General features: G+C 71.9%; 20 protein-coding genes. 6 read left to right on the plus strand and 14 right to left on the minus strand.

Features of this window, described 5'->3' with window-relative positions; all coding sequences use genetic code 11:
- The first annotated feature begins 24 nt into the window (after positions 1-24).
- Positions 25-615, plus strand: a complete 591-nt coding sequence (gene pth / locus OHS33_RS14720) for an aminoacyl-tRNA hydrolase (protein WP_330330849.1) — start codon at positions 25-27, stop codon at positions 613-615.
- Between the two features lie 65 nt (positions 616-680).
- On the opposite strand, the gene ppc is transcribed toward pth, so the two are convergent.
- Entirely contained in the window at positions 681-3,389 is a 2,709-nt protein-coding gene (gene ppc / locus OHS33_RS14725) for a phosphoenolpyruvate carboxylase (RefSeq protein ID WP_330335056.1), read from the minus strand.
- 280 nt (positions 3,390-3,669) lie between these two features.
- Here ppc and OHS33_RS14730 point away from each other — a divergent pair, with 280 nt between their 5' ends.
- Entirely contained in the window at positions 3,670-4,653 is a 984-nt protein-coding gene (locus tag OHS33_RS14730) for an acyl-CoA desaturase (protein ID WP_330330850.1), read from the plus strand.
- On the plus strand, positions 4,650-5,324 hold the full coding sequence (locus OHS33_RS14735) for a TetR/AcrR family transcriptional regulator (protein WP_330330851.1): 675 nt from the start codon (positions 4,650-4,652) through the stop codon (positions 5,322-5,324). Before OHS33_RS14730 ends, OHS33_RS14735 begins: the two co-directional genes overlap by 4 nt.
- Positions 5,325-5,410: 86 nt before the next feature.
- Here the strand turns inward: OHS33_RS14735 and OHS33_RS14740 are convergent, their stop codons facing one another.
- Positions 5,411-5,779, minus strand: coding sequence for a VOC family protein (locus OHS33_RS14740; RefSeq protein ID WP_330330852.1), 369 nt, complete (start codon positions 5,777-5,779; stop codon positions 5,411-5,413).
- 4 nt (positions 5,780-5,783) lie between these two features.
- Positions 5,784-6,653 (minus strand): trans-aconitate 2-methyltransferase, encoded by an 870-nt coding sequence (locus OHS33_RS14745; RefSeq protein WP_330330853.1) that lies wholly within the window; start codon positions 6,651-6,653, stop codon positions 5,784-5,786.
- Between the two features lie 192 nt (positions 6,654-6,845).
- Between OHS33_RS14745 and OHS33_RS14750 the strand changes: the two genes are divergently transcribed.
- Positions 6,846-7,343: a MarR family winged helix-turn-helix transcriptional regulator gene (locus OHS33_RS14750; RefSeq protein ID WP_330330854.1), complete on the plus strand. Its 498-nt coding sequence runs from the start codon at positions 6,846-6,848 to the stop codon at positions 7,341-7,343.
- Here OHS33_RS14750 and OHS33_RS14755 read toward each other — a convergent pair.
- From OHS33_RS14755 to OHS33_RS14770, 4 genes are all read right to left on the minus strand, one after another.
- A complete protein-coding gene (locus tag OHS33_RS14755; protein WP_330330855.1) occupies positions 7,302-8,084 on the minus strand; it encodes a response regulator transcription factor in 783 nt (260 codons plus the stop codon). The two genes, OHS33_RS14750 and OHS33_RS14755, sit on opposite strands and share 42 nt — an antisense overlap.
- A gap of 499 nt (positions 8,085-8,583) precedes the next feature.
- Complete coding sequence (gene galE / locus OHS33_RS14760) at positions 8,584-9,534, minus strand: UDP-glucose 4-epimerase GalE (protein WP_330330856.1); 951 nt, start codon at positions 9,532-9,534, stop codon at positions 8,584-8,586.
- A 97-nt stretch (positions 9,535-9,631) separates the two neighbouring features.
- Positions 9,632-10,300: a response regulator transcription factor gene (locus OHS33_RS14765; protein WP_330335057.1), complete on the minus strand. Its 669-nt coding sequence runs from the start codon at positions 10,298-10,300 to the stop codon at positions 9,632-9,634.
- A gap of 126 nt (positions 10,301-10,426) precedes the next feature.
- Complete coding sequence (locus OHS33_RS14770; protein ID WP_330330857.1) at positions 10,427-11,254, minus strand: helix-turn-helix domain-containing protein; 828 nt, start codon at positions 11,252-11,254, stop codon at positions 10,427-10,429.
- A gap of 114 nt (positions 11,255-11,368) precedes the next feature.
- Here OHS33_RS14770 and OHS33_RS14775 point away from each other — a divergent pair, with 114 nt between their 5' ends.
- Together OHS33_RS14775 and OHS33_RS14780 are read left to right on the plus strand one after the other, a co-directional pair.
- A complete protein-coding gene (locus OHS33_RS14775) occupies positions 11,369-11,761 on the plus strand; it encodes a hypothetical protein (protein WP_330330858.1) in 393 nt (130 codons plus the stop codon).
- Positions 11,762-11,785: 24 nt separating this feature from the next.
- Positions 11,786-12,889, plus strand: coding sequence for a methyltransferase domain-containing protein (locus OHS33_RS14780; RefSeq protein WP_330330859.1), 1,104 nt, complete (start codon positions 11,786-11,788; stop codon positions 12,887-12,889).
- 17 nt (positions 12,890-12,906) lie between these two features.
- Here the strand turns inward: OHS33_RS14780 and OHS33_RS14785 are convergent, their stop codons facing one another.
- From OHS33_RS14785 to OHS33_RS14815, 7 genes are all read right to left on the minus strand, one after another.
- Entirely contained in the window at positions 12,907-13,668 is a 762-nt protein-coding gene (locus OHS33_RS14785) for a class I SAM-dependent methyltransferase (RefSeq protein WP_330335058.1), read from the minus strand.
- Between the two features lie 164 nt (positions 13,669-13,832).
- Entirely contained in the window at positions 13,833-15,563 is a 1,731-nt protein-coding gene (locus OHS33_RS14790) for an outer membrane protein assembly factor BamB family protein (protein ID WP_330330860.1), read from the minus strand.
- A 70-nt stretch (positions 15,564-15,633) separates the two neighbouring features.
- Complete coding sequence (locus tag OHS33_RS14795; RefSeq protein ID WP_330330861.1) at positions 15,634-17,301, minus strand: outer membrane protein assembly factor BamB family protein; 1,668 nt, start codon at positions 17,299-17,301, stop codon at positions 15,634-15,636.
- Between the two features lie 154 nt (positions 17,302-17,455).
- Entirely contained in the window at positions 17,456-19,258 is a 1,803-nt protein-coding gene (locus OHS33_RS14800; protein WP_330330862.1) for an ABC-F family ATP-binding cassette domain-containing protein, read from the minus strand.
- Between the two features lie 284 nt (positions 19,259-19,542).
- On the minus strand, positions 19,543-20,463 hold the full coding sequence (locus tag OHS33_RS14805) for a 4-(cytidine 5'-diphospho)-2-C-methyl-D-erythritol kinase (RefSeq protein ID WP_330330863.1): 921 nt from the start codon (positions 20,461-20,463) through the stop codon (positions 19,543-19,545).
- Positions 20,463-21,359, minus strand: coding sequence for a 16S rRNA (adenine(1518)-N(6)/adenine(1519)-N(6))-dimethyltransferase RsmA (rsmA, locus tag OHS33_RS14810; RefSeq protein ID WP_330335059.1), 897 nt, complete (start codon positions 21,357-21,359; stop codon positions 20,463-20,465). Before rsmA ends, OHS33_RS14805 begins: the two co-directional genes overlap by 1 nt.
- A 77-nt stretch (positions 21,360-21,436) precedes the next feature.
- The gene (locus OHS33_RS14815) at positions 21,437-22,657 is read right to left on the minus strand and encodes a ubiquitin-like domain-containing protein (RefSeq protein WP_443065446.1); all 1,221 of its coding nucleotides are present in this window, start codon (positions 22,655-22,657) and stop codon (positions 21,437-21,439) included.
- Positions 22,658-22,967 lie beyond the last annotated feature (310 nt).

Here is a 22,967-nt window from a genome sequence, read left to right on the forward strand (position 1 = left end):
GTCGTTTCGTTGAAGGAGCTTTTGATGTCGGACGACACGGCGCCCTGGCTGATCGTGGGTCTGGGCAACCCGGGCGCCGAGTACGCGGGCAACCGGCACAACATCGGGTTCATGGTGGTCGACCTCCTCGCGGAGCGGATGCGCGGGAAGTTCAAGGCGCACAAGGCGCGGGCGCAGGTCGTGGAGGGCCGGATCGGGCCGCCGGGGCCGCTGAACCGGCGGGTCGTGCTGGCGAAGCCGATGTCGTTCATGAACCTGTCGGGCGGTCCGGTGACGGCGCTGCGCGACTTCTACAAGGTGCCGCTGGACAGGATCGTGGCGGTCCACGACGAGCTGGACATCGACTACCCGACGCTGCGGCTCAAGCTGGGCGGCGGGGACAACGGGCACAACGGTCTGAAGTCGATGACGAAGTCGATGGGCCCGGACTACCACCGGGTGCGCTGCGGCATCGGCCGTCCGCCGGGGCGGATGCAGGTGGCGGACTTCGTGCTGAAGGACTTCTCCTCCACGGAGCGCAAGGAGCTGGACTGGTTCGTGGACCGGTCGGCGGACGCGGTGGAGTGCCTGCTCCAGGAGGGCCTGGAGCGCGCGCAGTCGGCGTACAACTCGTAACGGCCAGACGTACATGAGGGCCCCTGCCGGATCCGGCAGGGGCCCTCACGCGTGTACGGGCGTACTCAGCCGGTGTTGCGCAGGCCCGCGGCGACGCCGTTGACCGTGAGCAGCAGGGCGCGGGCGAGCAGCGGGTCGGCGGGCTCGCCGCGTTCGGCGGCGGCGCGCTGGCGGGCCAGCAGCGAGACCTGGAGGTAGGAGATCGGGTCCAGGTAGGCGTCGCGGACGGCGAAGGTCTGCTGGAGGACGGGCTGGGAGGCCAGCAGCTTGTCGCCTCCGGTGACGCGCAGGACCTCGCGGACGGTCAGCTCGTGCTCGGCCTCGATCTGGTCGAAGACGTGCTTGAGGTGCTCGGGGACGAGGGTGTCGACGTAGTGGCGGGCGATCCGCAGGTCGGTCTTGGCCAGCGTCATCTCGACGTTGGAGAGGAAGTTGCGGAAGAAGTGCCACTTCTGGCCCATCTCCGCGAGGACCTCGTCCTGCCCGGCCTCGCGCAGGGCCTTGAGGCCGGAGCCGACGCCGAACCAGCCGGGGACGATCTGGCGGGACTGGGTCCAGCCGAACACCCACGGGATGGCGCGCAGGCCGTCGAGGCCCGCACCGGAGTCGGGGCGGCGGGAGGGCCGGGAGCCGAGGTGGAGGTCGGCGAGCTGGTCGACGGGGGTGGCGGCGAAGAAGTACGACGGGAGGTCGGGGTCTTCGACGAGCCGCCGGTAGGCGCCGTGGGCGGCGTCGGAGACGGTGTCCATGGCCGCGTCCCAGCGGGCGAGGGACTCGTCGGACTGGCGCGGCGCGGTGTGCAGGGCGGAGGCCTGCAGGGTCGCGGCGACGGTCAGTTCGAGGTTCTCGCGGGCCAGGGAGGGGACGAGGTACTTGTCGGAGATGACCTCGCCCTGCTCGGTGACCTTGATCTCGCCTTCGAGGGTGCCCCAGGGCTGGGCGAGGATCGCGTCGTGCGAGGGGCCGCCGCCGCGGCCGACGGTGCCGCCGCGGCCGTGGAAGAGGCGCAGCCGGACGCCGTAGCGGTGGGCGACGTCGCGCAGCCGGCGCTGGGCGCGGTGGATCTCCCACTGGCTGGTGGTGATGCCGCCGAACTTGGAGGAGTCGGAGTAGCCGAGCATGACCTCCTGGACCTCGCCGCGCAGCGAGACGAGGCGCCGGTAGGAGGGGTCGGCGAGCATCTCGTCGAGGATGACGTCGGCGGCGCGCAGCTCGTCGGTGGTCTCCAGGAGCGGGACGATGCCGATCTTGGCCCAGCCCGCGTGGAGGTCGACGAGTCCGGCTTCGCGGGCGAGGACGGCGGCGGCGAAGACGTCGTCGGCGCCCTGGCACATCGAGATGATGTAGGACTCGATGACCTCGGGGCCGAACTTCTCGAAGGCGTCCTTGATGGCGCCGAAGACGCCGAGGGTCTTGTGGCCCGCGGCGTCGAGCGGCGCGGGGGTGGGGGCGAGCGGGCGCCGGGAGCGCAGTTCCTTGGCGAGGAGCTTCTGGCGGTATTCGCGCGGCATGTCGGCGTAGCGCCAGGATTCCTCGCCGAGCCGGTCGAAGAGCTGGCCGAGCGCGTGGTGGTGGGCGTCGGCGTGTTCGCGTACGTCCATGGTGGCGAGCTGGAGCCCGAAGGCGGCCAGCGTGCGGATCGTACGGTCCATGCGGCCGTCGGCGAAGAGCGCGCCGCGGTGTTCGCGCAGCGAGGTCTGGATGAGGGTGAGGTCGGTGAGCAGCTCGGCGGTGCCGAGGTAGTCGCGGCCTTCCTCGTGCGCGATGCCCTTGGCGAGGCGCTCGCGGGTGTTGACGAGCTTCTGCCGGATGCAGGTGGCCTTGAGCCGGTAGGGCTCTTCCGCGTTCAGGCGCTTGTAGCGGGGGCTGATCTCGGGCAGGCGTTCGAGGTCGGCCTGGAGGGAGATCAGGAGCTCCTCGGTGGCTCCGGTGTAGCGGATGGAGTTGGAGAGGAGTCCGCGCAGGAAGTCGATGAGTTCGAGGGCGTCGGTGATGCCGTGTTCGTGCTGGAGGATCAGGACGTCGCGGGTGACGTCGGGGGTGACGTTGGGGTTGCCGTCGCGGTCGCCTCCGATCCAGGTGCCGAAGGTGAGCGGCCGGGTGCCCGGGGGGAGTTCCACGCCGACGCGCTGGAGTTCGGCGGCGAGGTCTTCGAGGACGTCGCCGACGGCTCCGGCGTGGAGTTCGTCGAGGTAGTAGATCGCGTTGCGGGCTTCGTCGGCGGGCTCGGGACGCACGACGCGCAGCTCGTCGGTCTGCCAGACGAGGTCGATGTTCTCGGCGAGGCGCAGATCGTGGCGGCGGCGCTCACCGGCGCCCGCGACGGGCTCTTCCAGCAGGGCGGCGATGCGGCGCAGCTTGTTGAGGACGCTGCGGCGCGCGGCTTCGGTGGGGTGCGCGGTGAAGACGGGGCGGACGTTGAGGTTCTTGACCGTCTCGCGCAGGTGTTCGGGGTCGGCGTCCTTGAGCATGTCCGCCGTACGGGCCAGGAGGCTGCCCTCGGCGGCGCGGTGGGCGCGCAGTTCCTTGCCGCGGTGCACCTGCTCGGTGACGTTGGCGAGGTGGAAGTAGGTGGAGAAGGCGCGCACCAGCTTGGCGGCGGTCTCCAGGTCGGTGTCACCGAGGAGGGCGGCGGCGGCCTCGCCGTCGGTGCGGGTCAGCGCGCGGACGCGCTCGACCAGGTCGAGGAGGTCCTGGCCTTCCTGGCGTACGAGGGTTTCGCCGAGGAGGTCGCCGAGGCGGCGGATGTCCGCGCGCAGCTCCGCGTTGGCCATGTCTGCAGCACTGCTCACAGGTGCGGCTCCTTGCAGTGTTTCGAGCGCTACTGGGCGTGCGGACCGCGCTGTCCGACGAGACCAGGATAGGTGTCCGGCCGAGGTGTCCGGTTCGCCGCTTGAGCCCGTCTCGCGATGCGGTCTCGTCCCGTGCCCCGTCCCGGGGGACGGGCGTGGTGCCGCTCTTGCCGCAGGGCTGACCTTTGCCATACTTACGATGCCGTAGGTTACGGGTCCGTAGCCGGGCTCCTGCCGACTCCTTCACCCCCCAGGGGACCCCATGACCGTAAGCCCCGATCTCTTCGAGGACGCCTCGGCGGACTCCGGAGCATCGCAGCCGTCCGCGACCCTGGGCGGTGAGAAGAAGAGGTCCGTCGAACAGATCGCACTGCTGCTGTTCATCACCGTGCCGTTCCTGGCCGTGCTGGCGGCGATCCCGCTGGCCTTCGCCTGGGGCGGAGTGAGCTGGCTGGACCTGGGCCTGATGGTGTTCATGTACTTCCTGGCCTGCCACGGGATCACCATCGGCTTCCACCGGTACTTCACGCACGGATCCTTCAAGGCCAAGCGGCCGCTGCGGATCGCCGTGGCCATCATGGGCTCGATGGCGGTGGAGGGTCCGCTGGTGCGCTGGGTGGCCGATCACCGCAAGCACCACAAGTACTCCGACCACGAGGGCGACCCGCATTCGCCGTGGCGGTTCGGCGAGACGCTCCCGGCCCTGATGAAGGGCCTCTGGTGGGCCCACATCGGATGGCTGTTCGATGAGGAGCAGACCAACCAGGAGAAGTACGCCCCGGACCTGATCAAGGACCCGGCGATCCGGCGGATCTCGCGCGACTTCATCTACTGGACGATGCTGTCGCTGGCGATCCCGCCGCTGGTGGGCGGGCTGGTCACGATGTCCTGGTGGGGCGCCTTCACCGCGTTCTTCTGGGGCTCCCTGGTCCGCGTGGCGCTGCTGCACCACGTGACGTGGTCCATCAACTCGATCTGTCACGCGGTGGGCAAGCGCCCCTTCAAGTCCCGCGACCGCTCGGGCAACGTCTGGTGGCTGGCCGTCCTCTCCTGCGGCGAGTCCTGGCACAACCTGCACCACGCCGACCCGACCTCGGCGCGCCACGGCGTGCTGCGCGGGCAGATCGACTCCAGTGCCCGGCTGATCCGCTGGTTCGAGCTGGCGGGCTGGGCGAGCGACGTCCGCTGGCCCTCGGCGTCCAGGATCGATGCCCGGCGCAAGGAAAAGGCCACGAGCGCGGCATGATGGGTGACGTGGCGATCGACGGCGGTACTTCCAGCAGCGACAAGCCCCGGCGCATCCGCCGGGTCCGGATGACGGGCGCCGAGCGGCGCCAGCAACTGCTGGACATCGGTCGCACCCTGTTCGCGGAGAAGGGCTTCGAGGGCACGTCGGTGGAGGAGATCGCGGCCAAGGCCGGGGTGTCCAAGCCGGTGGTCTACGAGCACTTCGGCGGCAAGGAGGGCCTGTACGCGGTCGTCGTGGACCGCGAGATGCGCCAGCTGCTGGACGGGGTGACGGGCGCGCTGACGGCCGGGCACCCCCGGGAGCTGCTGGAACAGGCCGCCTTCGCCCTGCTGGACTACATCGAGTCGTACACGGACGGTTTCCGGATCCTGGTCCGCGATTCGCCGGTGGCCCAGTCGACGGGCACCTTCGCCTCGCTGATCAGCGATATCGCGACGCAGGTCGAGGACATCCTCGGGCTGGAGTTCAAGGCGCGCGGCTTCGACCCGAAGCTGGCCCCGCTGTACGCGCAGGCGCTGGTCGGGATGGTCGCGCTGACCGGCCAGTGGTGGCTGGACGTGCGCAAGCCCAAGAAGGCGGAGGTCGCCGCGCACCTGGTGAACCTGGCCTGGCACGGGCTGGACCGGCTGGAGTCGAAGCCGCGCCTGGTGGGCCACCGCAAGAGCTGAGTGCGTACGGCCGTACGGGCATACGTCGGCGCCCCGTCACCGGTGATCCGGTGGCGGGGCGCCGCTGTATGTCCATACGGCCGTGCTCAGACCGCCGGGTCGGGCTCCAGGAATTCCAGCCGGTTGCCGACCGGGTCCTCCGAGTAGAAGCGCCGGTGCCCGGGGAGGTTGCCGTCCCAGACGACCAGGGCGCCACGGGCGGTGAGCCGCTCGGCGTAGGCCTCGATGCCGGTGACGCGCAGCCCCGGATGGGCCTTGCGGGCCGGGCGGAAGTCCTCCTCGACGCCCAGGTGCAGCTGGACGGGCCCGGCGGCGAACCAGCAGCCGCCGCGCGCGGCCAGGACGGGCGGCTTGGGGATCTCCGTCATGCCGAGCACGCTCCCGTAGTACGCGCGCAGCGCGTCCTCGGAGCCGGGCGGCGCGGCGAGCTGGACGTGGTCGACGGCGCTGAGCACGGCCTTACTTCTCCTTGCGGGCGATGGCGAAGATGCGGCGGAACGGGAAGACGGTGCCGTGCGGCCCGGCCGGGTAGGCCCCGCGCAGCAGGTCGCGGTATTCGGCGAGGAACGCCTCGACGGCGACCCGGTCGTCGCCCAGCGCGGTGAGCACGGGCCGCAGCGCGGTGCCCTTGACCCAGTCGAGGACGGGGTCGGGGCCGGTGAGCAGCTGGTAGTAGGTGGTCTCCCAGACGTCGACGGCGCAGCCCAGGCCGGTGAACCGGTCCATGTACTCGGCCGGCTCCAGGATGTGGATGTAGCGGGCGCCGAGCCCGGCGAGGCGGGAGCGCCAGCGCGGGGTGTCGCACAGGGCGTGCAGCAGGGCGTGGCTGGGCGCGGTGAAGTTGCCGGGGATCTGGAAGGCGAAGGTGCCGCCGGGGCGCAGGCCGTTGATCCAGGCGGCGAAGGAGCCGGGGTGGCCGGGGACCCATTGCAGGGCGGCGTTGGAGACGATCAGGTCGTAGGTCTCCTCGGGGACCCATGCGCCGAGGTCGGCGTGGGCGAAGTCGAGGGAGCCGCCGCCGGGGGTGGGGCCCGCGTACTCCTCGGTGGCGCGCTGGAGCATCTCCGGGGAGAGGTCGAAGCCGGTGATCCGGGCGTCGGGCCAGCGGTCGGCGATCAGGGTGGTGACATTGCCGGGGCCGCAGCCGAGGTCGGCGATGCGGGCGGGGCGGCCCGGCTCGGTGGGCAGTGCCGCTATCCGGGCGAGCAGGTCCAGGAAGGGCCGCGCCCGGTGGTCCGCGTGCCGCAGGTACTGCTGCGGGTCCCAGGTGGGGGCGGGCGTGGTGGCCTTCGCCGCCTGCTCGTCGGCCGGAGCGGTGTGGGAATGCATGGTCGAGCCTCCCTGCGGGTGGTACGGGTGGAAGCGTTCAAGGGGTTCCGGCCCCTCCATGCCCCATGGTCACGCGAAATATATCTTGATGTCAAGAGACTTGAAGACGAGAGACTCGATATCAAGAGCCTCGATGTCGAGAGACTCCACATCAAGAGACTTCACGTCGACATACCCCTTACACTGATCCGCATGGAGGACGAGGTCGACCGATTGGTCGCGGCATGGCGGCGCGAGCGCCCTGACCTCGACGTGGAACCGCTTGAGGTGCTCAGCCGCGTCAGCAGGCTCGCACGCCACCTGGACCGGGCCCGCAGGCTCGCCTTCGCCGAGCACAGCCTGGAGCCCTGGGAGTTCGACGTCCTGACGTCGCTGCGCCGGGCCGGAGCGCCCTACCAGCTCTCCCCCGGGCAGCTGCTGACGCAGACCCTGGTCACCTCGGGCACCATGACCAACCGGATCGACCGGCTCGCGAAGAAGGGCCTGGTCGAGCGGCTGCCCGACCCCAACGACCGGCGCGGCGTGCTGGTCCGGCTGACCCCCGAGGGGCGCGACCGCGCCGACCAGGCACTCGCCGGGCTGCTCGCCCAGGAGCGGGCGATCCTCGCCCAGCTCTCCCGGTCCGAGCGCGGCGACCTGGCGTCGCTGCTACGCCAGTTGACCGCTCCGTTCGACAACATCCCCGGCTAGGTCCGCCGGTCGTACGCCCGCCCGCCGGGCCAGTGCCACGGCGGCCAGGGTGGAGTGCACCCCGAGCTTGCCCAGCACGTTCTGCATGTGGGTGCGCACCGTGTGCGGGGACAGGAACAGCCGCGCCGCAACGTCCTTGCGGCCCAGTCCCGCCACCATGCAGCGCAGCACCTCGTGCTCGCGCGGGGTCAGGGACTCCACCAGGCGCTCGCTGTCGGTGCGGTGCTTGCGGGCCTGGGTCAGCTCCCGCAGCACGCCCGTGAGCAGGGCGGGCGGCAGGTGGGTCTCCTCGCGCAGCACCCCCCGGACCACGGCCAGCAGCCGGGACAGCGAGCAGTCCTTGGCCACCCAGCCCGAGGCCCCGGCCTGGAGCGCGAGGGCGGCCCGGCGCGGTTCGTCGCGCTCGGCGAGGACGACCGTACGCACTCCCGGGTGGGCCGTGCGGACGGCCGCGACCAGCGCGATCCCGTCGCCCGGCGGCGCGCCGGACCCCGCTTCCCGCTGCGCGGGGAACCCGCCGCCGACGCCGCCCGGCAGGCCGGGGGCGCCACTGAGATCGGAGTCGACGAGCAGCACGTCGAAGCGGCGCCCTTCGTTGGCGCCCCGTTCGAGGCAGCGCAGCGCGGCGGGGCCGCTGCCGGCCGCGGACACGTCCACGTCCGGCTCGGCCGCGAGCGCGGCGGCGAGCGACTCGGCGAAGATGCGGTGATCGTCCACCACGAGAACCCGGATACGAACCACAGAACCCCCAAGGGTCGGGGAACGGACAACTGCGGGTACGGCGCCCGGACCGGGTGATCCGCAGCTGCCGCGGCCGCCGCCGTGACACCTCTGCACTACCCCGGAGCGGACGTCGTACCCGACTCGTCTCGACCCCTGAATCAACACCGGCCCCCACCGGTGTCACGCATCAGCGTAGGGCCGGGGGCGGTGGGTGGTTGGCCGAATAGCAGAAGTTTTCCGAGGCATTTTCCGGTGCGCCGCCCTGTGAGACGGCTGTGTGTGGCTTGATATCGCCCGTGGGTTCGGGCCGGAATCCCGTTTCCGCTTATGCCTGTGCCACGGGCAGATGCGCGGGGGGCATTTCACGCAGCGTGCGCACGCCGGGCGCCCGCGCACGATGCATTGGCCCGGCGCACGGGCCTCTCCCCCACGCTCCCCCACGCTCCCTAGTACGGATACGCGAAAGCCGCCACCGGCGGGTGCGGTGGCGGCTCTCGTATGTCTCTCGTGCCCCGGGTCAGCGCTGGGCGAAGGCCCAGGCGTCCGCGACGATGCCCGCGAGGTCCGGGCGGGAGGGGGTCCAGCCGAGGCGGGCCTTGGCGGTGGCCGCGGAGGCGACCAGGAACGCCGGGTCGCCGGCCCGGCGCGGGGCCAGGACCTCCGGGATCGGGTGCCCGGTCACCTTGCGGACGGTCTCGATGACCTGGCGGACCGAGAAGCCGCTGCCGTTGCCCAGGTTGCAGATCAGGTGCTCCCCGGTGGCGGGCACGGCCACCGCGGCCAGGTGCGCCTCGGCCAGGTCGGCGACGTGGATGTAGTCGCGCACGCAGGTGCCGTCCGGGGTCGGGTAGTTCTCGCCGAACACCGAGATCGACTCCCGCTGCCCGAGGGCGACCTGGAGCACCAGCGGGATCAGGTGGGTCTCGGGGTCGTGGCGCTCGCCGAACTCCTTGTAGGCGCCCGCCACGTTGAAGTAGCGCAGCGAGACCGCCGTCAGCCCGTGCGCCGCGCACTCGCCGCTGATCATGTGGTCGACGGCCAGCTTCGAAGCGCCGTACGGGTTGGTCGGCTTGGTCACCGACTCCTCCGTCAGCAGCCCTTCCGTGGGCTCCCCGTAGGTCGCGGCGGTGGACGAGAAGACGAGCTTCTTCACCCCGGCCTCGCGCATCGCGGTGAGCAGCGCGAGGGTGCCGCCGACGTTGTTGTGCCAGTACTTGGTCGGGTTCACGACGGACTCGCCGACCTGCGAGAAGGCCGCGAAGTGCAGCACCGCGTCGAAGGAGGCGTCGAGGTGCTCGGCGGCGTCCTGGATCCCGCCGTTGATGAAGGTGGCGCCCTGCGGGACGCCCGCCTCGAAGCCGGTGGAGAGGTCGTCGAGGATGGTGACCTCGTGTCCGGCCTCCAGGAGATGGGCCGCGACGACGCTGCCCACGTATCCGGCGCCACCGGTGACCAGGTACTTGCTCACTCGCCTACTACCTCTCGAAGTCGCACGGCCGCACGCCCGCGCGACCCGTTCCCCCCTGGCTTACCCGATTCCGCGCCCCCGGGGAAATCGCGAGCACTTACGTGTGGGCCGCGCGGTCCAGCAGACCGGTACGGGCGGCCAGCGCGGCCGCCTCCAGCCGCGAGCCCACGCCGAGCTTCATCAGCACCCGCTGGACGTGCGTGCGCGCGGTGCTCGGGGCGATCGCCATGCCCGCCGCGATCAGCCGGGTGTCCTCGCCCTCGGCGACCCGGACCAGGACCTCCACCTCGCGCGGGGTGAGCAGCCGCAGCAGCCTGCTGCCCTCGTCGTCCGGCTGGGCGGTGGGGTTGAGGAGTTCCGCGAAGGCGCCCTGGAGCAACTGCGGCGACACCGCCGCCTCCCCGGCCCGCGCCTTGGCCAGCGCCCGCTCTACTCCCTCAATCCGCTCGTCCTGGCGTACGTACCCGCACGCGCCCGCGGCGAAGGCGGCGGCGATCCCCCGCGGGCTGGGCACCGGGCCCAGCACGACGACGGCGATCTGCGGGCGCTCGCGCCGGATCCGCGTGATGGGCTCGAAGATCCCCGGCTCGGCGGGCGTGGCGGTGCCCAGCAGACACACCTCCGGGGCACGGCTGATCACCAGCTCGGCCGCCCCGGCCGCCGGCGCGGCCGCGGCCAGCACCCGGTGCCCCCGCAGCTTCAACGCCGAGGCGAGCGCCTCGGCCAGCAGCCGGTGATCGTCAACGACCATGACCCGTACGCCCATTGCGGCACTCACCCCCGACCCTTCTGCCCCGGCAAGCTACACGCTTGTTCGACGCCGCGAGGTGGATACCGCGCAGAAGCCCCCGTCAGGGGGTCCGGGCCCGCCCGGCCTTGACGTCAGAGGTCGTCACATGTGCCCTTTTCGCAGGTCGTCGATCAAGGCCACGGACTCCGCCTGCGAGAGCGCCTCGGCCTGCAGCTGGTGGAACGCCGTCAGCACGGGCAGCACCGTGGTGCTTTCCCGGTCCACCCATCCCCGGAACCAGGACTCGGCATAGCCGACCACGGACCGGTCGGGCAGCGTCAGCAAGACGACCGGCAGGCCGATCGAGCGACGCTTGCCCATGCTGAACGGGGCCACCTGGAGCACCGTGTTCGGGCGGGCGGCGAACTCCTTCAAGCGTTCGAGCTGGGCGGCCATGACCTTGGGGCCGCCGACGAGCCAATGGAGACAGCTCTCGTCCATCACCGTGAACATCATGGGCGGCCGGGCCCGCTCCAGCGCCGCTTGCCGCTTCGCCACCAACGCGACCCGCGCGGCCGCGCGTTCGGCGGTGATGGCGCCCCGCTGCACATCGCTGTCCGCCAGCGCATGCGCGTACTCGGGCGTCTGCAACAGGCCGGGGATGATGCCGATCTCGAACTTCCGGATCTCCACGGCCCGGCTCTCGTAGTCGACGTACTCCTGGAAGCCCTCCAGCAGCGAACCGTGCCGAATCTCGCGCCATGCGCGTTCGAACGTGTCATCGGCGTCGAGCGCGCGGTCCGCACTGCGCGAAAACCGCAGGGTTGGAGACTTGCGACCAGTTTCGACCGCTGAAATGTGCTGGCTGGAGTACCCGGTCCGCTGGGCCAAGTGGTCCTGAGTCCAGCCCCGCGCTTCCCGAGCGCTGCGTAACCGCGCTCCGAACGCGGCCTGCTGCGAGCTGCCCGGGTTCAACTCCTTGACGTTCACAGGCTCGTACCAACCCTTCCTTCGCTTCTGACAAGTTGACACGTTGAAGACTTTCTGACTTTAGGCCACCGTGACTCTCCTCGGTTGCGCTTCAACTACGGAGAGGCATCAGCCATGCCCCATGAACGCCGCGTCTGCGGCGCACAGACCCTCCTGCTCGGCCCCGCCCTGATCGCCGCCCTCGACGCCCTCGGCCCCGGGCACGAGCCGTACCGCGACCTCATCCCCACACCACTGCCGATCCGGTGCACCCTCGAACACACCACGGGCCCGCACTGGGCCCTACTCGTGGACAACCAGGCGCCGACGGCGCTGTGGGCCCGCTGGCCGGAGGGCAGGAGCTGCCACGCGGTGTTCGTCCGCCCCGACTGCCCCGTCGGAGACACCGGCAGCGGCGGGACCGGGGCCGGATGCGCGGAGTTCCGGTTCCACCCCGGCGGGCACACCTGGCAGCTCACCGACCCCGACCACGAGCGCTGGTCCACGACGGCCACCACACTCCGCTGAAGGCTCCAAGGACGAGGAGAGGTCATGACCATGGATTGGGAACCCGCCTTCGCCGCCGTCCCGCGTTCGGCGTTCCTGCCGGATCTCATCTGGCCCTTCGACATGGGGACGGGTCAGAGCGTCGCCGTCTCGCGGGCGGCGGAGCCGGAGGCCTGGTACGGCTACGCGGACGCGGACGTGCCCGTCGTCACGCAGTGGGACGACGGAGCGCACACCGGGCCGGAGCCCGGGCAGGTCTCCACCAGTTCGGCGTCCATGCCGAGCGTGGTCCTCCGGATGCTCCGGGACCTGGACGCGCGGCCCGGCACCCGGGTGCTGGAGATCGGTACGGGCACCGGATGGAACGCCGCGCTGCTGGCGCACCGGGTGGGCGCCGGGAACGTCGTCACCGTGGAGCTCGATCCCGCCGTGGCGGCCGGGGCACGTACCGCGCTCACCGCGTTCGGGGCGTCCGTCCGGGTCGTGACCGGCGACGGGCTCAAGGGCCACCCCGAGGGAGGCCCGTACGAGCGGATCATCGCGACCTGCGGCCTCCGGGAACTCCCCTTCGCTTGGGTCGGGCAGTGCGAGCCGGGCGGGGTCATCGTGGCGCCGTGGGGAACCCACTACGGCAACGGCGACGCCGTGGCCCGGCTCACGGTCGCGGACGACGGCGCGAGTGCCTGCGGCGGGTTCACCGGGCCGGTCGAGTTCATGAAGGCGCGCGCCCAACGGCTACCGCCCGTCGCGCACTCCGACTACGTCACGGACGGGGTGGACGGCCACGACAAGTCGTCCACCGGTTGCACCGAGGAGGAGTTCCTGGGAGAGCGCTTCAGCCCCCAGCGGTTCGCCCTGGGGCTCAGGGTCCGTGACTGCGTGCACGTGGTCGCCGAGAAGCGCGACGGCGCCCGGCCCGTGTGGTTCTACGGGCTCGGCGACCGGTCGTGGGCCTGCGTACTGTTCCGCGACGGAGCCACGGCGACGGTCTGGCAGTCCGGCCCCCGTCGGCTGTGGGACGAGGCCGCATCGGCGTACGCCTGGTGGACGGAGATGGGCAGGCCCGGTCACGAGCGCTTCGGCCTCACCCTCACGGCGGCCGGGCAGGCCGTCTGGCTGGACGATCCGGCGGGATCCTGGCCCGTGTGACAGCGGTCCGCGCGCGGTCAGGCCGCGCAGGTGAAGACGTACGCCGTCATCGGGGCGGTGACCGGGCCGGGGCCGAGCCGGGCGGTCATTTCCTCGATGATGACAGCCCGCTCGGCCGAACCACCGCCGCGCTCCGCGACGGCCGCGCGGACCGGGCTCCCGGTGAGGAATCCGGTGGCGACGTCGGCGGCGGAGGCGGCGCGGCCCTCCAGGGTCAGCTCCCGCTGCTCCTCGACGGTGAACCCGGCGGCCATCAGGTCGGCGGTCACGAGGGCGGGGTCGGCGTAGCCGTGCGGGACCGTGGCGAGGAAGCGCGGCGGGTCGGCCGGGAAGGCCCGCTCCAGCCCGGCCTGCGTCGCGGCGTCGAAGGCGTGCGCGGCGATCGGGCCCCAGGTGCTGAAGAGGAAGCGGCCCTCCGGGGCCAGCATCCGGCGGACCTCGGCGAAGGCGGCGACCCGGTCGGGGAAGAACATCACGCCGAACTGGCAGACCACCAGGTCGAAGCCCGCATCCGGGAACGGCAGCCGCTGCGCGTCGGCCTGCCGCCACACCGCGCCGGGGGCCCGGGCCGCCCCGAAGGCGACCATGGCGTCGTTCAGGTCGGTGGCCGTCACCTCGGCCCACGGGGCCGCGGCGAGCAGCTCTGCCGTCACCACACCCGTACCGGCGGCCAGTTCGAGGACCCGCCGCGGCCGCAGCGCAGCCGCCCGCGCGGCCAGATCGACGGCGAAGGGCCGGAAGAGCACCGGCACGAGGTACCGCTCGTAGGCCTCCGGCATGGACTCGGACCACAGCCGATCGGCATCGCTTCCCGTCACCTCCCCCACGCTAGCCCCGCCCCGGTCCGCTTGTCCGAGGCGGCACGCCAGAGCCCCCCGGAGGAAGAGGCTTCCTCCGGGGGGCTCTGGTTCACTGCTTGCGGTTCGCGCTACGCAGTACGCGCTCAGCCCGTCGTGAACGAGACGAACAGGTACGACTTTTCGGCGGTGTCCGAGTAGGGCTTGCTGATCAGCGTCTGGGAGATGAAGAACCGCCCGTTGTGGTAGCAGTACTCGGCTCCGAGGGACGAGAAGCTGGTCTCCGGGCGCCGGATGTTCTTGTCCTCCGGCATCTCCATGAGGAGGGTTTCCTTCATGGTCGTGCCGTCGATGCTGACGATCTGTCCGCCCTTGTTGTAGGGGGGCAGCTTGTAGGCGATGACGTTCGGCCCGTCCATGCGCAGCGGCATGATCGTGTACTGCTCGCCCGCGTCGGCGCGGTCGGTGGTCTGCTTGCCGGTGCTGAGGTCGAAGGACAGCAGCTCGTTGGTCTTGCCGTAGGTGTCCTTGCCCTGGTGCTGCGCGGCCGGCACGTAGACCTTGCCGTTGCCGACGACCATCTTCTTGCAGGTCTCCACCTCGGTGGCCCCGCAATCGACGTCGTAGTTGCCGGACGAGACCGGGATACGGGACTTCAGCGCGCCCGCGTCGTCGAGGACGAAGAGGTCGCTGACGCTGCTGCCGCCCTTGGCCACGTCACCGATGTCGGCGCCGACGACCAGCGGCTTGGTGGAGACGATGTGCGCGTACTCGATGCCCTGCGACATCTTGTACGAGGACTTCGGCGCGCCCGTCGCCGGGTCGAGGCTCTGGGCGATCAGGTACTGGCTGCCGTACGGGCCGCACTTGCGGATGACCGCGAGGGCTTCGCCGCCGCCGTAGCCGACGTCGTAGCAGCCTTCGCCGTCGACCTTGGCGGGCCAGAGGTTCTTGCCGTCGGCGATGTTCCAGCCCGCGCCGCCCTGGAGGCCGCCCGCGGCGACGGTGGTCCCGCTGACCGTGACCTCCTTGAACTCCACCGGCTTGTCACCGCTGGTGGCGGCCTTGATGGAGGTGGACCAGAGCAGCTTGCCCGTGTTCAGGTCGATGGCGCCGACCTGGTTGCAGCGGGGGTACTTGTTGGCGTCGCTGGCCAGCGCTTCCTGGAAGAGGACCGCCGTCTTGCCGCCGCTGGCGTGCCGGCTGGCTCCGCAGATCTCGGCCGGGAGCGGGATGGACCACTTCTGGGCGCCGGTGTTCAGGTCGTAGCCGACGATCTTGGCCACATCGGACTTCACGTAGACGGTGTCGGTGACCCAGGAGCCCTCGACGTGCGTGATGTCGGCGACCTTCGGCTGATCCAGGTTGACCAGGGTCTTGGCCTTGGTGTTCGCCGGGGCCTTCTCGGTGGCGGGCCCGCCGCCGGGCTTGTCGCCGTCGCCGGTCGCGCCGGGGCTCTTGCCGTCGGTGGGGCTCTTGCTGACGTCCTGCTTGCCGCCGTCGTCACCGACGTACCAGAAGCCGCCGCCCACGATCAGGGCGATGGCCACGATCGCGGCGACGACGATGAGGATCTGGTTGCGCAGGTCGTTGCTCCCGCCGCCGGTGCCACCGGTGCCGCTCCCGCCGCCGCTCGCAGGCGGGACGTAGGCGGGCGCGGGCACGGTCTGCGGCGGCTGCGGGGCCTGCGGGTAGCCGTAGGCGGGCTGCTGCTGCGGGTAGCCGTAGGCGGCGCCCGGCTGGTGGGGCGGCTGCTGCGGGGGCGCGGGCGGTACGGGCGGTGCGGCCGGCGGCGGCGCGAAGCCGCCCGGCGGCGGGTCCTGGGGCGCGCCGAAGCCGCCCGACGGGGGCTGGTTCGGGGGCGGCGGGGTACTCATCGGGTGCTTCTGCCTCTCATGGGCGGCCTGGGGGACGACGGGGCGGCGGACACGGTCACTTGAGGAGGATTCATTTGCCGAAGACCATCAGGAACTTCTCGTCCTTGCCCTCGCCGGTGATGTGCGTGGAGGACATGAAGAGCCGCCCGTCCACATAGGCGATCTGCGGGGTGTAGAAGGAGTTCTCCAGCGGCGCGGCGGGCCCGGACGGATTGTGCAGGACCGTCGTGGGCTTGCCTCCGGCGCCGATCGGGAGGGAGATGACCTCGCCGCCGGTCGCGCGGTCCGCCGCGGAGTTGTAGGCGTACAGCTTGCCGCCCTCGGCCTTCAGCGGGACCAGGGCGCGCTTGTCGCCCGCCGGGGTGCGCCACTTGGGCTTTCCGGTGCCGAGGTCGAAGGCGACCAGTTCGTTGGAGGCGCCTTCGGTGGGCAGGACGATGGTGTCGGAGCCCGCGTCGACGACGACGCCCCAGCAGTCCTGGAGCGGCCGGTCGAGGATGGGGTCGTCGCAGCGGGGCGTGAACTGGCCCTCGCCGCTGAGCTGCGAGCGCTGCTTGCCGTCGGGGCCGAGGACCATGATGGAGCGCTGGTTCTTGTCGCGCTGCTTGACGTCGACGACGAGCGGGTCCACGGAGTAGACCTTGCTGACCTTCCAGCCCTGCGGGAAGCGGTAGGTCCAGCTCTTCTGGCCGCTGACCGGGTCGGTGCCCTGGAGTTCCTCGATGCCGTCTGCGCAGGTGGCGACGGCGACGATCTTGCCCTGGCCGGCCGCGTAGGAGCCGGGCGTGCAGCCCTCGGGGACGTTGGAGCCGAAGAGCCGGTCCCCGGTGCTCACCTTGAAGGCGCTGGCGGCGCCGACGCGGCTGGCGGTGACGGTGTCACCGGTGATGGCGAGGCTGGGGGTGACCATGATGTCGAACATCCCCTCCTTGGGGATCTCCTTCGTCCAGCCCTCCTTGCCCGTCTTGAGGTCGACCAGCTTCAGCTGGTTGCAGGTCGCGGAGTCGGACTCGCCGTCCATGATGCCCACGACGACCTTGCCGTCGGTGGTGGTCTGCGGGGGCGTGCTGCACACCTTGGTGGGGAAGGTGACCTTCCACTTCTCTTTGCCGTCGCTCACGCCGAAGCCGGTGAGCGACTTGTAGAAGGACTTGACGACGGTGTCGCCCACGATCCACTGGCCCGTCGCGTCCCCGCCGCCGCCCGGCAGCTGGGTGGAGTTGGTCCTCAGCCACAGGACCTTGCTCTCGCCGGGCTTGCGGCCGGAGTTCAGGTCGGCGTCGCTCATGCCGGTGCCCTTGCCGTCGCCCTGGTCGACGGACGCCGAGCCGGAGGGCTGGGCCACGGGCGCGGAGCCGCCGCCCGCGACCGGCTTCTTGCCGCCGTCGCCCTTCCCGCCGTCGTCGCCCGCGAAGGTGAAGTACGCGCCGGTGCCGAGCACGAGCGTGACGACCACGGAGGCCGTGACGAGGAGGTGCATCCGGCCCCGGGGTGCGGCGGGCGCGCCGGGGGCCGCCATCGGCACCGTGGCCGGGGGCGGCGGATATCCGTATCCGGGCTGCGGCTGCTGCCCGTACGGGGCCTGCGGGGCCTGCTGACCCACCGGCTGCGCGTACGGATTGTCGCCCTGTGGCGGGAAACCGTGGGCGGAGGGCGGCGGGGGCCCGGGCAGGTGTCCGTAACCGGGAGGTACAGGTGGCTGGTTCGGCGGCGTCGGCGGACTCGGCGGCTCGGTCATCAGCTGTACCTTCGGGGTCGGTCGGGCGCGGGGGATGACCTTTGTATCACTGCGGGCGCACGACGGACGGGCCGGTCCAGCCCCTGTGCCCAAGGGAGGACCGGCCCGTGACTCCGTCGTTATCCGGCCAGTTGGTGCGCGGAGGCGGCGGAACCTACGCGTCCTCCGCCAGCTCCAGCCAGCGCATTTCCAACTCGTCCCGGTCTGAGATGAGTTCGCGCAGCTCCGCGTCGAGCTTGGCGACCTTGTCGAAGTCGGTGGCGTTCTCGGCGATCTGCGCGTGCAGGTTCGTCTCGCGGTCCGACATCTTGTTGAGCTGGCGCTCGATCTTCTGGAGCTCCTTCTTCGCGGCGCGCGAATCGCCGGAGGAGGTCGACTTCGCCGCGGCCGCGGCCGGGGCGGGCGCGGGCGACGCCTCGGCGATCATCCGCTGCCGGCGCTCCAGGTACTCGTCCAGACCGCGCGGCAGCATCCGCAGGCTCTTGTCGCCGAGCAGCGCCATCACGGTGTCCGTGGTGCGCTCGATGAAGAACCGGTCGTGGGAGATCACGACCATCGACCCGGGCCAGCCGTCGAGGAGGTCCTCCAGCTGCGTGAGGGTCTCGATGTCGAGGTCGTTGGTGGGCTCGTCGAGGAAGAGGACGTTGGGCTCGTCCATCAGCAGGCGCAGGATCTGCAGGCGGCGGCGCTCACCACCGGAGAGGTCGCCGACCGGCGTCCACTGCTTCTCCTTGGTGAAGCCGAACTGCTCGCACAGCTGGCCCGCCGTCATCTCGCGGCCCTGGCCGAGGTCGACCCGGTCGCGCACGCGCTGTACGGCCTCCAGGACCCGCAGGGACGGGTCGAGTTCGCCGACCTCCTGCGAGAGGTAGGCGAGGCGGACGGTCTTGCCGACGGTCACCTTGCCCGCCGCGGGCTGTACGTCACCCTGGGTGCGGTTGGCCTCGGCCAGCGCGCGCAGCAGCGAGGTCTTGCCCGCGCCGTTGACGCCGACCAGGCCGACGCGGTCGCCGGGGCCGAGGTGCCAGGTCAGGTGCTGGAGCAGGGTCTTGGGCCCGGCCTGGACGGTCACGTCCTCCAGGTCGAAGACCGTCTTGCCCAGGCGCGCGTTGGCGAACTTCATCAGCTCGGACTTGTCGCGCGGCGGCGGCACGTCGGCGATCAGCTCATTGGCCGCCTCGATGCGGTAGCGCGGCTTGGAGGTGCGGGCCGGGGCGCCGCGGCGCAGCCAGGCCAGCTCCTTGCGCATCAGGTTCTGCCGCTTGGACTCCTCCGTGGCGGCGATCCGGTCGCGCTCGGCGCGGGCGAAGACGTAGTCGCTGTAGCCGCCCTCGTACTCGTGGACGTCACCGCGCTGCACGTCCCACATGCGGGTGCAGACCTGGTCGAGGAACCAGCGGTCGTGGGTGACGCAGACGAGCGCGGAGCGGCGCTCCTGGAGGTGCTTGGCCAGCCAGGAGATGCCTTCGACGTCGAGGTGGTTGGTGGGCTCGTCGAGGACGAGCAGGTCCTGGTCGGCGATCAGCAGCTGCGCGAGCGCGATCCGGCGGCGCTCGCCACCGGAGAGCGGGCCGATGACGGTGTCCAGGCCCTGTTCGAAGCCGGGCAGGTCCAGGCCGCCGAAGAGGCCGGTCAGCACATCGCGGATCTTCGCGTTGCCCGCCCACTCGTGGTCGGCCATGTCGCCGATGATCTCGTGGCGGACGGTGGCGGCGGGGTCCAGGGAGTCGTGCTGCGTGAGCACGCCCATCCGCAGTCCGCCGTTCTGGGTGACCCGGCCGGTGTCGGGTTCCTCCAGCTTGGCGAGCATCCGGATGAGGGTGGTCTTGCCGTCGCCGTTGCGTCCGACGACACCGATCCGGTCCCCCTCGGATACGCCGAGGGAGATGCCGTCGAGCAGGGTACGGGTTCCGTACACCTTGCTGACTGCCTCGACATTGACCAGATTGACGGCCATCAGACGCGCTCCAGGGAAAGGGGTGGATCAGCCCCTTACCCTAACCTTCCCCGCCCGGCCCGACCGCTGCGCGAGCGGCCGGGCGGGTGCCCTGCCCTGGTGTGGTGCCTAGGGCGTGTTTTAAAAGTCCCGCCTGGCCCGCGACGCCTGGCACCGCGCCTCGCTGCGTTGTCGGAACGCCCGATTACGTCCAGTAGGCGGGCGATCCTCCGCCTTGCGATGCACGGCACCAGACGCCGCGGGCCGCGCCCTCCGGGCGCCCGGCGCTACTTTTAAAACACGCCCTAGTGGCGGGTGGCGCCCGGGGCCGGGGAGGTGGCCACCCGGGTGGTCCGGCAGGTGCCGGAGGCGGCCAGCGCCTCGGCGACCTTCACCGCGGACTCGGGGTCCCGGACCAGGAAGGCCGTCGTCGGGCCGGAGCCCGAGACGAGGGCGGCCAGCGCCCCGGCCCCCAGGCCCGCGTCCAGCGTCTGCCGCAGCTGCGGGCGCAGCGAGAGCGCCGCGGGCTGGAGGTCATTGGCCAGGGTCGCGGCCAGCGCGTCCGGGTCCCCGGCGGCCAGCGCGGCCAGCAGCGCGGGCGAAGCCTCGGGCACGGGGATGTCCGTACCGGCTTCGGCCGCGAGCCGGTCGAACTCGCGGAAGACCGCCGGGGTCGACAGTCCCCCGTCGGCCACGGCGAACACCCAGTGGAAGATCCCCGACTCCAGCGGGGCGAGCTGCTCGCCGCGCCCGGTGCCGAGCGCGGCCCCGCCGACCAGGCTGAACGGGACGTCGCTGCCCAGCTCGGCGCAGATCTCCAGCAGCTCGGCGGGCGTGCTCTGAAGGCCCCACAGCAGGTCGCAGGCGAGCAGCGCGCCCGCGCCGTCCGCACTGCCGCCCGCCATGCCGCCCGCGACGGGGATGTGCTTCGCGATGTGGATGTGGACCGCCGGGTCCAGGCCGTGCCGGGCGGCCAGCAGCTCGGCCGCCCGCGCGACCAGGTTCGTACGGTCGAGGGGGACCTGGTCGGCGTCGGCGCCGGAGCAGGTCACCGTGAGGGTGTCGGCCGGGGTGACCGTCACCTCGTCGTAGAGCGAGACCGCCAGGAAGACGTTGGCGAGGTCGTGGAAGCCGTCCGGGCGGGCCGCGCCCACCGCCAGCTGCACATTGACCTTGGCGGGCACGCGAACGGTGACGGCGTGGGCACGGACTCCACGGGTACTCATCAGAGGGCCGCCCTCTCCGCCACCGGCTTGTTCTCGGCGATCCGCGCGAACTCCTCGACCGTCAGCCCCTCGCCGCGGGCCTGCGGCGAGATCCCGGCCGCGACCAGCGCGTTCTCGGCGCCCGCGGCCGACCCGGCCCAGCCGGACAGCGCGGCGCGCAGCGTCTTGCGGCGCTGCGCGAAGGCGGCGTCGACGACCGCGAAGACCTCCCGCTTGGTGGCGGTCGTCTTGACCGGCTCGGCCCGCCGCACCAGGGAGACGAGCCCGGAGTCGACGTTCGGCGCGGGCCAGAAGACGTTGCGGCCGATCGATCCGGCGCGCTTGACGTCGCAGTACCAGGCGGCCTTCACCGAGGGCACGCCGTAGACCTTGTTGCCGGGCTTGGCGGCGAGCCGGTCGGCGACCTCCGCCTGCACCATGACCAGCGTCCGCTCGATGCTCGGGAACCGGTCGAGCATGGTCAGCAGCACCGGCACGGCCACGTTGTACGGCAGGTTGGCGACCAGCGCGGTCGGCGCCGGGCCGGGCAGCTCCTTCACGAGCATCGCGTCGGAGTGCACCAGCGCGAACCGGTCGGCGCGCGCGGGCATCCGCGCCTCGATGGTCGCGGGCAGCGCGGCGGCCAGTACGTCGTCGATCTCGACGGCGGTCACCCGGTCCGCGGCCTCCAGCAGCGCCAGCGTCAGCGAGCCCAGGCCCGGACCGACCTCGACGACCACGTCATCGGGGCGCACCTCGGCCGTGCGCACGATCCGGCGCACGGTGTTGGCGTCGATGACGAAGTTCTGGCCCTTCTGCTTCGTCGGCCGCACGCCGAGTACGGCCGCCAGCTCCCGGATGTCGGCCGCGCCGAACAGCGCGTCGGCCCCCTGCGCCGGGGCGCCGGCCTGCTTCACGGCGCCGTCGTCCTGCTGCCCGGTGCTGTCGTCCTGCTGCTCGTTGCCGTGCTCTGCGGTGTCGTGCTCTGCGGTGCTCACCGGTAAAGCCTACGGCCGCAGTGCGGCCACGGACTCGCCCCCCGCTGCACGTAGAGCTTCTTGGCCCGGTACGTCTGCTCCGCACCCGGCGCCTCCTGCGGCCGGCCGGAGCCGCCGAGGGTCTGCCAGGTCTGGACGTCGAACTGGTAGAGGCCGCCGTAGGTGCCGGAGGCGTCGGTGGCCGCGGCGCGGCCGCCGGACTCGCACTGGGCCAGCGCTCCCCAGTCCAGGCCGTCCGCCCCGGCGACCGAGTCGGGCAGCGGGCGGGTGCCGACCTTGACCAGCTGCGAGACGGGCTCGCGGAGGGTCTCCTCGGCGATCCGGCGGGGCTTCTGGCGGACCCCGTTGACGGTGCGCAGGGTGTAGGTGACCCGGCGGGCACCCGGGCGGCCGACCCGCTCGACCACCTCCGTCCCGGCGAAGCCGTCCGGGTCCTTGACCCGCTCGATCTCGAACGGGATGCGCTCCTCGCGGACCTCGCGGGTGCCGGTGATGCGCAGCACGGTGACGGTCTGGCCGTCGCGCGGGAAGGAGGCGGGCGGCACGGAGGTGGTGTCCTGCGCGTGCAGGGTGATCCCGGCCTGGTCGAGGGCCTCCTGGACGGTGGCGGCGTTGGTGCGGATGGTGCGTTCGCGGCCGTCGGCCATGAAGGTGACGCTGCGCTCGGTGCGGACGTTCAGGGTGAGGCCGCGGCGCGGTACGGGGGTGGTGCGGGGTGCGGAGAGGTACGCGCCCTCCGCGCGGACGCCGAGCTGGCGCAGCGCGCCGTCCACGGTGGCGGCGGTGGTCCACACCTGGCGGCGCTGCCCGTCGAGGGTGAGCTGGAGGGGGCGGCCGTAGCGGACGACGACCTCGTCGCCGTCGTCCAGCGCGGTGGCCGGGGCGGGGGCGACGAGGTCGTGGGCGCCGACGCCCAGCCCCTCGGCCTGGAGCAGCTCGTCGACGTCGTCGGCGAAGGTGTGCAGGGTGCGGGGTACGCCGTCCACGGTGAGGCGGACCGCCTTGTCGGCGGCGACGAAGGCGGTGGTGCCGCCCGCGAGGAAGGCGACGACCAGGGCCTGCGGGACGATCCGGCGCCAGCTGGCGGTGCCGCGCCCGGCCTTGCTGCCCCTGCCCCGGCGGGCCCGAGTGGCGGTGCCTCCGGGTTCCGGGCGGGGGGCGGCGTCCGTGCCGGGGGCGGAGGCGGGGCCGAAATCGAGGTCGAGTTCCAGGTCCAGGTCGAGGTCGAGGTCGACGTCCAGGTCGAGGTCGTCGAGGACGGTTTCGGCGTCCGGCCAGGCCGTGGCGACGGCTCCCGCCGGGACGCCGGGTGCCGCGGGGAGGGGGGAGCGGCCGCGGGCCCGGCGCCCGCCGGGACCGTCCGCCTTGCGGCGGCGCGCGGCCCTGCGGTCGCCGGTACGGGGGGCCGGGACGGGCCCGGGGGCCGGGTCGGCGGACAGGGCCGAGTCGAGCCAGCCCGTCGGCGCGGCGGCATCCGGCTCGTCCCTGCCGCCACGGCGGTGGCTGCCCTGGGTATCGCTCACGACG

This window comes from Streptomyces sp. NBC_00536 (genome assembly GCF_036346295.1).
GTDB lineage: Bacteria > Actinomycetota > Actinomycetes > Streptomycetales > Streptomycetaceae > Streptomyces.

Coding starts and splice junctions, on each gene's coding strand:
- OHS33_RS14780 (WP_330330859.1), top strand. CDS start 11,786: ATGACCATGGATTGGGAACCCGCCTTCGCCGCCGTCCCGCGTTCGGCG.
- OHS33_RS14795 (WP_330330861.1), bottom strand. CDS start 17,301: ATGACCGAGCCGCCGAGTCCGCCGACGCCGCCGAACCAGCCACCTGTA.
- pth (WP_330330849.1), top strand. CDS start 25: ATGTCGGACGACACGGCGCCCTGGCTGATCGTGGGTCTGGGCAACCCG.
- OHS33_RS14735 (WP_330330851.1), top strand. CDS start 4,650: ATGATGGGTGACGTGGCGATCGACGGCGGTACTTCCAGCAGCGACAAG.
- OHS33_RS14745 (WP_330330853.1), bottom strand. CDS start 6,653: ATGCATTCCCACACCGCTCCGGCCGACGAGCAGGCGGCGAAGGCCACC.
- OHS33_RS14790 (WP_330330860.1), bottom strand. CDS start 15,563: ATGAGTACCCCGCCGCCCCCGAACCAGCCCCCGTCGGGCGGCTTCGGC.
- OHS33_RS14765 (WP_330335057.1), bottom strand. CDS start 10,300: ATGGGCGTACGGGTCATGGTCGTTGACGATCACCGGCTGCTGGCCGAG.
- ppc (WP_330335056.1), bottom strand. CDS start 3,389: ATGGCCAACGCGGAGCTGCGCGCGGACATCCGCCGCCTCGGCGACCTC.
- OHS33_RS14750 (WP_330330854.1), top strand. CDS start 6,846: ATGGAGGACGAGGTCGACCGATTGGTCGCGGCATGGCGGCGCGAGCGC.
- OHS33_RS14805 (WP_330330863.1), bottom strand. CDS start 20,463: ATGAGTACCCGTGGAGTCCGTGCCCACGCCGTCACCGTTCGCGTGCCC.
- OHS33_RS14800 (WP_330330862.1), bottom strand. CDS start 19,258: ATGGCCGTCAATCTGGTCAATGTCGAGGCAGTCAGCAAGGTGTACGGA.
- OHS33_RS14775 (WP_330330858.1), top strand. CDS start 11,369: ATGCCCCATGAACGCCGCGTCTGCGGCGCACAGACCCTCCTGCTCGGC.
- OHS33_RS14730 (WP_330330850.1), top strand. CDS start 3,670: ATGACCGTAAGCCCCGATCTCTTCGAGGACGCCTCGGCGGACTCCGGA.
- OHS33_RS14785 (WP_330335058.1), bottom strand. CDS start 13,668: ATGCCGGAGGCCTACGAGCGGTACCTCGTGCCGGTGCTCTTCCGGCCC.